At 66.5% G+C, this 6,262-nt stretch carries 8 protein-coding genes and 1 pseudogene; 2 read left to right on the top strand and 7 right to left on the bottom strand.

The window, feature by feature from the left end; all coding sequences use genetic code 11:
* Positions 1–109 (top strand): annotated as a pseudogene (locus tag QMO56_RS22830) (IS5/IS1182 family transposase); the annotation flags it as partial.
* A 248-nt stretch (positions 110–357) separates the two neighbouring features.
* Here QMO56_RS22830 and QMO56_RS22825 read toward each other — a convergent pair.
* The 7 genes from QMO56_RS22825 to QMO56_RS22795 all read right to left on the bottom strand — a co-directional run bounded on the left by QMO56_RS22825 (position 358) and on the right by QMO56_RS22795 (position 5,615).
* A complete protein-coding gene (locus QMO56_RS22825) occupies positions 358–501 on the bottom strand; it encodes an alpha/beta hydrolase fold domain-containing protein (RefSeq protein WP_283529555.1) in 144 nt (47 codons plus the stop codon).
* A 48-nt stretch (positions 502–549) separates the two neighbouring features.
* On the bottom strand, positions 550–1,002 hold the full coding sequence (locus QMO56_RS22820) for a cytochrome c (protein ID WP_283529554.1): 453 nt from the start codon (positions 1,000–1,002) through the stop codon (positions 550–552).
* 11 nt (positions 1,003–1,013) lie between these two features.
* Complete coding sequence (locus tag QMO56_RS22815) at positions 1,014–2,255, bottom strand: molybdopterin-dependent oxidoreductase (protein WP_283529553.1); 1,242 nt, start codon at positions 2,253–2,255, stop codon at positions 1,014–1,016.
* A 102-nt stretch (positions 2,256–2,357) separates the two neighbouring features.
* Positions 2,358–3,245 carry a copper homeostasis membrane protein CopD gene (copD, locus tag QMO56_RS22810; RefSeq protein WP_283529552.1) on the bottom strand — a complete coding sequence of 296 codons (888 nt, stop codon included), beginning with the start codon at positions 3,243–3,245 and terminating at the stop codon, positions 2,358–2,360.
* A complete protein-coding gene (gene copC / locus QMO56_RS22805) occupies positions 3,242–3,610 on the bottom strand; it encodes a copper homeostasis periplasmic binding protein CopC (protein WP_283529551.1) in 369 nt (122 codons plus the stop codon). Before copC ends, copD begins: the two co-directional genes overlap by 4 nt.
* A gap of 97 nt (positions 3,611–3,707) precedes the next feature.
* A complete protein-coding gene (locus QMO56_RS22800) occupies positions 3,708–5,186 on the bottom strand; it encodes a YncE family protein (RefSeq protein ID WP_283529549.1) in 1,479 nt (492 codons plus the stop codon).
* 6 nt (positions 5,187–5,192) lie between these two features.
* Complete coding sequence (locus tag QMO56_RS22795; RefSeq protein ID WP_283529548.1) at positions 5,193–5,615, bottom strand: DUF305 domain-containing protein; 423 nt, start codon at positions 5,613–5,615, stop codon at positions 5,193–5,195.
* A 177-nt stretch (positions 5,616–5,792) separates the two neighbouring features.
* Between QMO56_RS22795 and QMO56_RS22790 the strand changes: the two genes are divergently transcribed.
* Complete coding sequence (locus QMO56_RS22790; RefSeq protein WP_283529547.1) at positions 5,793–6,254, top strand: nuclear transport factor 2 family protein; 462 nt, start codon at positions 5,793–5,795, stop codon at positions 6,252–6,254.
* The last annotated feature ends 8 nt before the right edge of the window (positions 6,255–6,262 follow it).

Genomic DNA, 6,262 nt, shown 5'->3' with positions numbered 1-6,262 from the left:
CTTCCGCCGCCTGGCCATCCGCTACGAACGCAGGCTCGACATCCACCATGCCCTCACCGCCCTCGCCTGCTCCCTCATCTGCCTCAACGCGCTTCAGGAGCGGTTTTGAAAGGCGCTGTAAATGGCGCCTGGAGACGGGCGTTCGGCTCTTATCGAGAGTCAGGCGTCAGCGCACAAATCAGACCTCGCAGTTCTTCATGAATGCGAGGCCGGACTGGTCCTCCTGCTGCTGGGCGATCATCCAGCCCGCGTATTCCAACGGAAGTACGCTGCCCTGTCGAGAATCTCTATCTCCTCCGCAGAAAGTCGGATCTCCGTCGCGCGAGATTGCCCTCGAGCTGTTCCACGTTTTTGGCGCTAACGGGAGAGGCGACAAAGTGCCTTCAGCGTGTTCAGCAGCGAGAAGTCATGGATCGCGCCGTTGTAACGCGCCGCTGTGACCTCCACGCCCGCCTCCAGCTTGCGGGCATAGGCTTCGCCCTCGTCCCGCAGGGGGGGCATTCTCAGCGGTGATCACCAGGGCCGGCCGTTGGCCGCTGAGCTGCTGCGTCAGTGGCTTCCAACCACGCTTGCAAGATAGCCTGCAATGGCCTGTACGTCGCTGGCCTCAACGGGCGCATGGAACGCATTGCGCATCTTGTTCACCTCCTCGGTCCAGGCCGCGAGGGAAAGGGGCGGCTGGCTCAGCACCATGCTGGCGGAGTGGCAGGCCAAGCAGTTGCTGTTGACCAGGTCTGCGCCAGGGCCATCCGGGAAGGTGCGGTCGCTACTCGGGAGCTCGACCGACAGGTTGCGAAACCTCGGTCCAAACGAGGCTTGCGACGAGGCAATGGCCCCGCCGCCCCTGCCTGCTGCCCCCGCTCCCGATGCTGGACCGGCCTCCGATGCCGTCCTGGTCGGAATCTCGGCCTGGGGCGCCACCCTGGGCTTCCCATCGAGAAGGAGCACGAGAGCCGTAAGGCCGACGAGGCCATAGCTGACGGTCTTGAATGACAATGCCACCTTCCGCCTCCTCAGCCGGCCTTGACCGAAATGGACTCGATGACGTTGCGCAGATAGCCACCGCCGTTCCAGTTCGCCTCGGCCGGCTGTACGGCTCCGTCTGTATTGGTGCAGCGGACCTGGATGGTGGCTGCGCCCGCCCCGGGCGGGGTCCAGCGCGTCTCCCAGCGGCGAAAGCCGTACTTGCCCTCATCCTGGCCGAGCCTTGCGGGCTGCCAGGATTTGCCGCCATCGAAGGATAGGTCCACCGCCTGCACGCCAGCATCACCGCCGAAGGCGATTCCGCGCACGAGCGCTTCCGCCCCCGCCGGCAAGCTCGCCCCGTCCCGCAGATTGGTGATGAAGGAGCGTGGCCCCATGCGGTTGATCGGCACGGTCGGAAAGCCAGTCTGGCCGGGACGGACATTGGCAAAGGGTGTGTCCGGGATGCGGTAGGCCGTCTTCATCCAGTAATTGTCGTCGGGTCCACTTAGCACCTCGATGTCGTTGAGCATCTTGACCCAGTAGGTCGAGAACCAGCCTGGCACGATGAGGCGCAGCGGGAATCCGTTGAGGAGCGGCAGCGGCTCCCCATTCATGAGATAGGCCAGCATGACCTCGCCGTCGCGCGCGTGGTCGATGGCGAGCGACTTCTCGAAGTCAGGAGCACCGTCCACCACGGGCTCATCCAGCGCGTTGAAGCGCACCGCCGTCGCCCCGGCCTTCACACCCGCCTTGTCGAGCACGTCACGCAACCGGACCCCGGTCCACTTCGCGTTGCCCATGGCGCCGTTCCCCCACTGCGCACCGGGCACGCGGGGCTGGAACAGCCCGCGCGAGTTGCCGGAGCACTGATTGACGGCCGCCATCTCCACCTTCGGAAGGCCAACCAGATCCTGCAGGGTGAGGGACAGTGGCTGGTTCACGTGGCCACGGACGGCCACGCGATAGCCCTCGACATCAATCTCGGTCGGAATGACGGCCCAGTGCCAGCGGACAAAGAACTGGTCGTTCGGCGTGAATACGCCCTTGTCGAACACCTCGAACGGGGTCTCCAGCAATGGTGGGCGCGTGCGCTGCAGAATCAGCCGGCCCTTCTGCGGAAAGGCGGTGGTGAGGGATCGGACCCCGCTGCCACCCCGCAAGCCGAGATCGACTGCGTCCTGCGCATGGGCCGGGCGAAAGATCAGCCCAAGGGTTGCGGCCGCCGCGGCCCCAAGTACCTGCCTGCGGCTGGATGTCTGTCGAGGATCTGTGGGGTCTGGCGAACGCATGTGTCTCTCCTGGCAGCGACTGTACAGAGGCGTACCGGAACGGAGCGAACGCCCACCCTCCGGTCCGATCCACGTCGCGATGTGAGTCATCGCGACGACGGATCAGCTGGGTTCAAGGACACCGAAGACGGACACCAGCGCGAGGGTGATTGCCCCCAGCACGATCTCTGCGAGGGAGCCGGCACGGATTGCCTGAATGGCGCGAGCACCTCCCCTCTTCATCTTCGGCACCAAGAGGTAGCGATTGACGACAGCCTGTCCCGTCATGCCCGTCACGGCCAGGATCTTGGCGGCGAGGAGGGCCTGGTAGGGTGAGGTCCAGACGGTCGGAATGCGGCCTAGAATCAGAGCCACGTTGATCAAGCCTGTCGCGACCACAAGGACCACCGCGGCGTGCCCTGCCACTGAGAAGCGGCGCAGCGCTGTGACGGCGTTCCGTGCTCGGGCCGGATCACTCAGCATCCCCAGACAGAGGAGAAGGGGGATCAGCGCGCCGAGCCAGGCTCCGCCCGCCAGGAGATGAAGGACTTGGTTGAGGCGCTCCAGGATGCCGATCGCGCCGCCACGTGACGCCGCGTGACCGACGAAGGCGAGGCTCACCAGGAGCAGACCGGAGAGAAGGGTCACCGATGCGACGCGGATCCGTGCGGGTCGCGCCGCCGCTACGACAAGCGCGAATGTGAGGAGTACCCTCGCCTGCCAGACACGGCCTGATGAGATCTGCTGAGCGACGCGGATGAGCGCCGAGACGTCGAAGGCTCTGATCCAATTTCCGAAAATTTGTGCGGTCTGGAGCGGGAGCCAGAGAAGCACCCCGAAGCAGGCAAAAAGCGCCCCCGCGGCCAGGGTGGGACCCAGGCGCCGCACGAGATCGTCCCGAAGTGCAGCCGGCGCCAGAAGAGCAACGAAGACGCCTGTGCCGAACACCAGGATGACAGCCGCATCATGCACGAACCGGCACACGGCGAATGCGGCGTCCAAGTCGCTCAAGGTGCGACCGTGAACCGATAGGTGCCATGTGTCGTATGACCGTCGGTCGAGAGGACGTGCCATTCGACGACATAGGGTCCCGGCGTGCGGACACCCTGCAACGGCACGGAAAGCGTTCGGTCATCGTTCGGCGCGAGCGATGGCTTGCCGGTGGGAACGGCCGTGCCATCGGCCCCCAGCAGGCGTACGCCGCTGAACTCGAGTTCAAGGCCCTCGGAGAAGTGGAGTTGAAGCGCTCCCGGCGGTGACGACACGGACGCATTCCCGGCGGGCTCCGCGGCGGTGAGATGGGCGTGGGCGAAGGCCGGTGTGGCGAGGAGAAGGCCAAGCACCGCTGAAACCGCGCCGAGGCCTGTCTTGGACATCTCTGGGGCGTCCTTTCTGCTTCCCAGGGCCGGCACCGACCGGACCCGGGGAGAGCCGCCCCTCCGGCTGTGTGACAGGCAGAGGGGCGGCGGGTGATCAGTTCATCTGGATCTGCACGGGCGCGCCGTGCTGATCGGCGGTGCCGGGAGCGACCACCAGGTAGCGGCGCTGATCGCCCTGCTGGCCCTGGACAACCTGCCGGATCGGGCCGAGCGCGTTGACGATGGCCGAGCCCGCAGGATTGGTCATGAAGCTCGAGAGGGGTTGCAGCGCGCCGCCCCCGTCCGGGCGCTGGGCAATGGCCAGCACATAGGGCTTCCGGGGCTCGAGCCCGGTCACGGAGGCCTGCAGGACCTGGATCAGCCCCTGATCGAACAGCGTGACGCTGGTCGGGGCCGTCCCGCCGGCCGCGGCATGGTGGCGTGCCTGTCCGTTCCCACGGTTGGCCACCGCGACCAGGTTCAGGTGCGCCGCCTGTCCCGCAGTGCCCAGCGGCTGCAGCCCCTGCAGGCCGTCGCCTTCCGGCACGGCATTCGGCACATAGGTGACGGCTTGCGGAGCCTGACCGATCGGCACCGTCGCGATCACCTTGTTGGTCAGGGTGTCGATCGCCGCCATGCCATCGGCGTTCTCGAGACCGACATAAACGCGCGTGCCGTCACCGGAGGGCCAGAGGCCGTGCGGCAGCGCGCCGACAGGGATGGTGGCGACCTTCGAATAGTCATCGGTGCGGTAGACCTGTACCTCATTCAGGCCGCCGACGGTGATGTAGGCAAAGCTGCCCTTGGCATTGTGGACGATGTTGACGTGGTTGGTGATCGGCCCGGTGTCGATCGTGTGCAGCACGTTGAAGGGCGGCCGGGCATTGAACACCATGGTCCGGCCGATGTCCTTCAGGGTCAGCCAGACCTGGCTGCCGTCAGGGCTCGCGGCGATGTTCGGGCAGAACGGACTGTCCTGCTTCATGTGGCCGACGACCTGATGGTCGGCGACATTCACCACCACCGTGTCGGGATTGAAGCTCGAGCAGACATAGCCGTACTGGCCGTCCGGGGAGAAGATTGTCATGCCGGGACCGGCGGGCACGGTGATCCGGGTCTTCTCCTCGAAGCTCGCGGCATCGATGACGGAGACGTAGTTCTCTCCGCGCACCGTCACCCACACCTCCTTCCCGTCCGGCGTGAAGAAGGCCTCGTGCGGCGAGCGGCCCACATAGGTGACGTGCTTCACCTGATTGGTCGCGGTGTCGATGAAGCTGACGGAGTTGGAGCCGATCGAGACCACCGCCAGGGTGCGGTGATCGGGCGAGAAGCCCATCCCGTGCACGAGCAACTGGCCGCGATAAAGCGGGCTGAGATTGCCCGGCGCCGGGTCGCCCAGGCGCAACACGCCGAGCAGGCGATTGTCGGCCGGATCGATCACCGACAGCGTGTTGGAGAACTGCTCGGCGGCGTAGACGCGATCGTGGTGGCTCACCAGGATGTCGGGCGCGTCAGCGCCAACAGGCACCTGGCCAGCGAAGGCGGGCATGGCGGTCGAGGCGAGCAGCAGAGCGAGGCGGAGGGCACGGGTCATGGCAGGTCAGTGGCTCTCATGATGATGGTGGGCGGCCGGAGCAGGCGGCTGGTCCGGCGCTGGAACGGAGGCGGGCAGTGGCTGGCCGAGCGCGAGGCGCATCGCCGCGATCTCCTGCTGCTGCTCGACGATGATTTCCTGCGCGAGGCGGCGGAGTGTTTCGTTGCGGCCGTAGCGCAGTTCGGCCTGCGCCATGTCGATCGCGCCCTGATGGTGTGGGATCATCATGGCGACGAAGTCGCGGTCGACGTCCCCGGTAGGATGCGCCGCCATGTCCGCCATCATCCGGTCCATCGCCGCCTCGTTCTCCGCCAGGAAGGCGGCTTCCGCGGAATCGGGCGGATCGGCGGCATGCGCCACCACGGCGCCACCTATGGCGGCGGCGAGGAGGAGCGCCGGCAGGCGCAGTGACAGACGGGGCGATGGCATGAGACCTCCAGGATCAGGAGCCGCGTGTTCGATCCGGAGTGAGATGCTCGCCAGCGGCCGTTTATTCCCGCGCTCATCGGACATCAGAAAATATTTTGCGCCGGAATAAGAGCTGCCGGACCGTGTCCTACGCCTCGTCACCCGCAGCCCAGCTGCTGCATGCCGAGGAATCTGCCCATGGTCCGATCCTTAATCCACTCGTTCCGCACGCGTCGTGGCGCGCTGTGCCTCACCGCCGCGCTGGTCGGTGGTGCGCTGCTGCCACTTCCGGCCCATGCCGGCCCGGCGGGCGATCTCGCGCAGCAGCGGATCACCGCGATCGCGGCGGGCCAGACGCAGCCCGTGCTGGCCGGCTATGGCGAGGGCGCGGTGCTCGAATGGATCGGCGGGCCCCTGGACGGGCGCTACACGGGGCAGGCGGCGCTTGGGCAGGTGTGGAGCCGCTTCGCGCAGGGTCAGGGGCCTCTGCAGGCCCAGGTCGGCTCCATCACGGAGAGCGCCAATCCACGCGGCCAGACGGTCGCGGCAAACGTGGTGTTCACGGGGAAGGCGACGATCAAGGTCCGCTACGTGCTGGTCTACCGGGACGGCAAGGTCGTCAACGAGATCTGGCAGGTCGACCCGAACCTTCCGGGCTGATCGCGGCA

This window comes from Roseomonas sp. E05, assembly GCF_030063475.1.
GTDB lineage: Bacteria > Pseudomonadota > Alphaproteobacteria > Acetobacterales > Acetobacteraceae > Pseudoroseomonas.
This window is presented reverse-complemented; position numbering and strand designations above follow the sequence as displayed.

Excerpts from the sequence above, each read along its gene's own strand:
- QMO56_RS22825 (WP_283529555.1), bottom strand. The coding sequence starts at position 501 with ATGCCCCCCCTGCGGGACGAGGGCGAAGCCTATGCCCGCAAGCTGGAG.
- QMO56_RS22815 (WP_283529553.1), bottom strand. The coding sequence starts at position 2,255 with ATGCGTTCGCCAGACCCCACAGATCCTCGACAGACATCCAGCCGCAGG.
- copC (WP_283529551.1), bottom strand. The coding sequence starts at position 3,610 with ATGTCCAAGACAGGCCTCGGCGCGGTTTCAGCGGTGCTTGGCCTTCTC.
- QMO56_RS22800 (WP_283529549.1), bottom strand. The coding sequence starts at position 5,186 with ATGACCCGTGCCCTCCGCCTCGCTCTGCTGCTCGCCTCGACCGCCATG.
- QMO56_RS22795 (WP_283529548.1), bottom strand. The coding sequence starts at position 5,615 with ATGCCATCGCCCCGTCTGTCACTGCGCCTGCCGGCGCTCCTCCTCGCC.
- QMO56_RS22790 (WP_283529547.1), top strand. The coding sequence starts at position 5,793 with ATGGTCCGATCCTTAATCCACTCGTTCCGCACGCGTCGTGGCGCGCTG.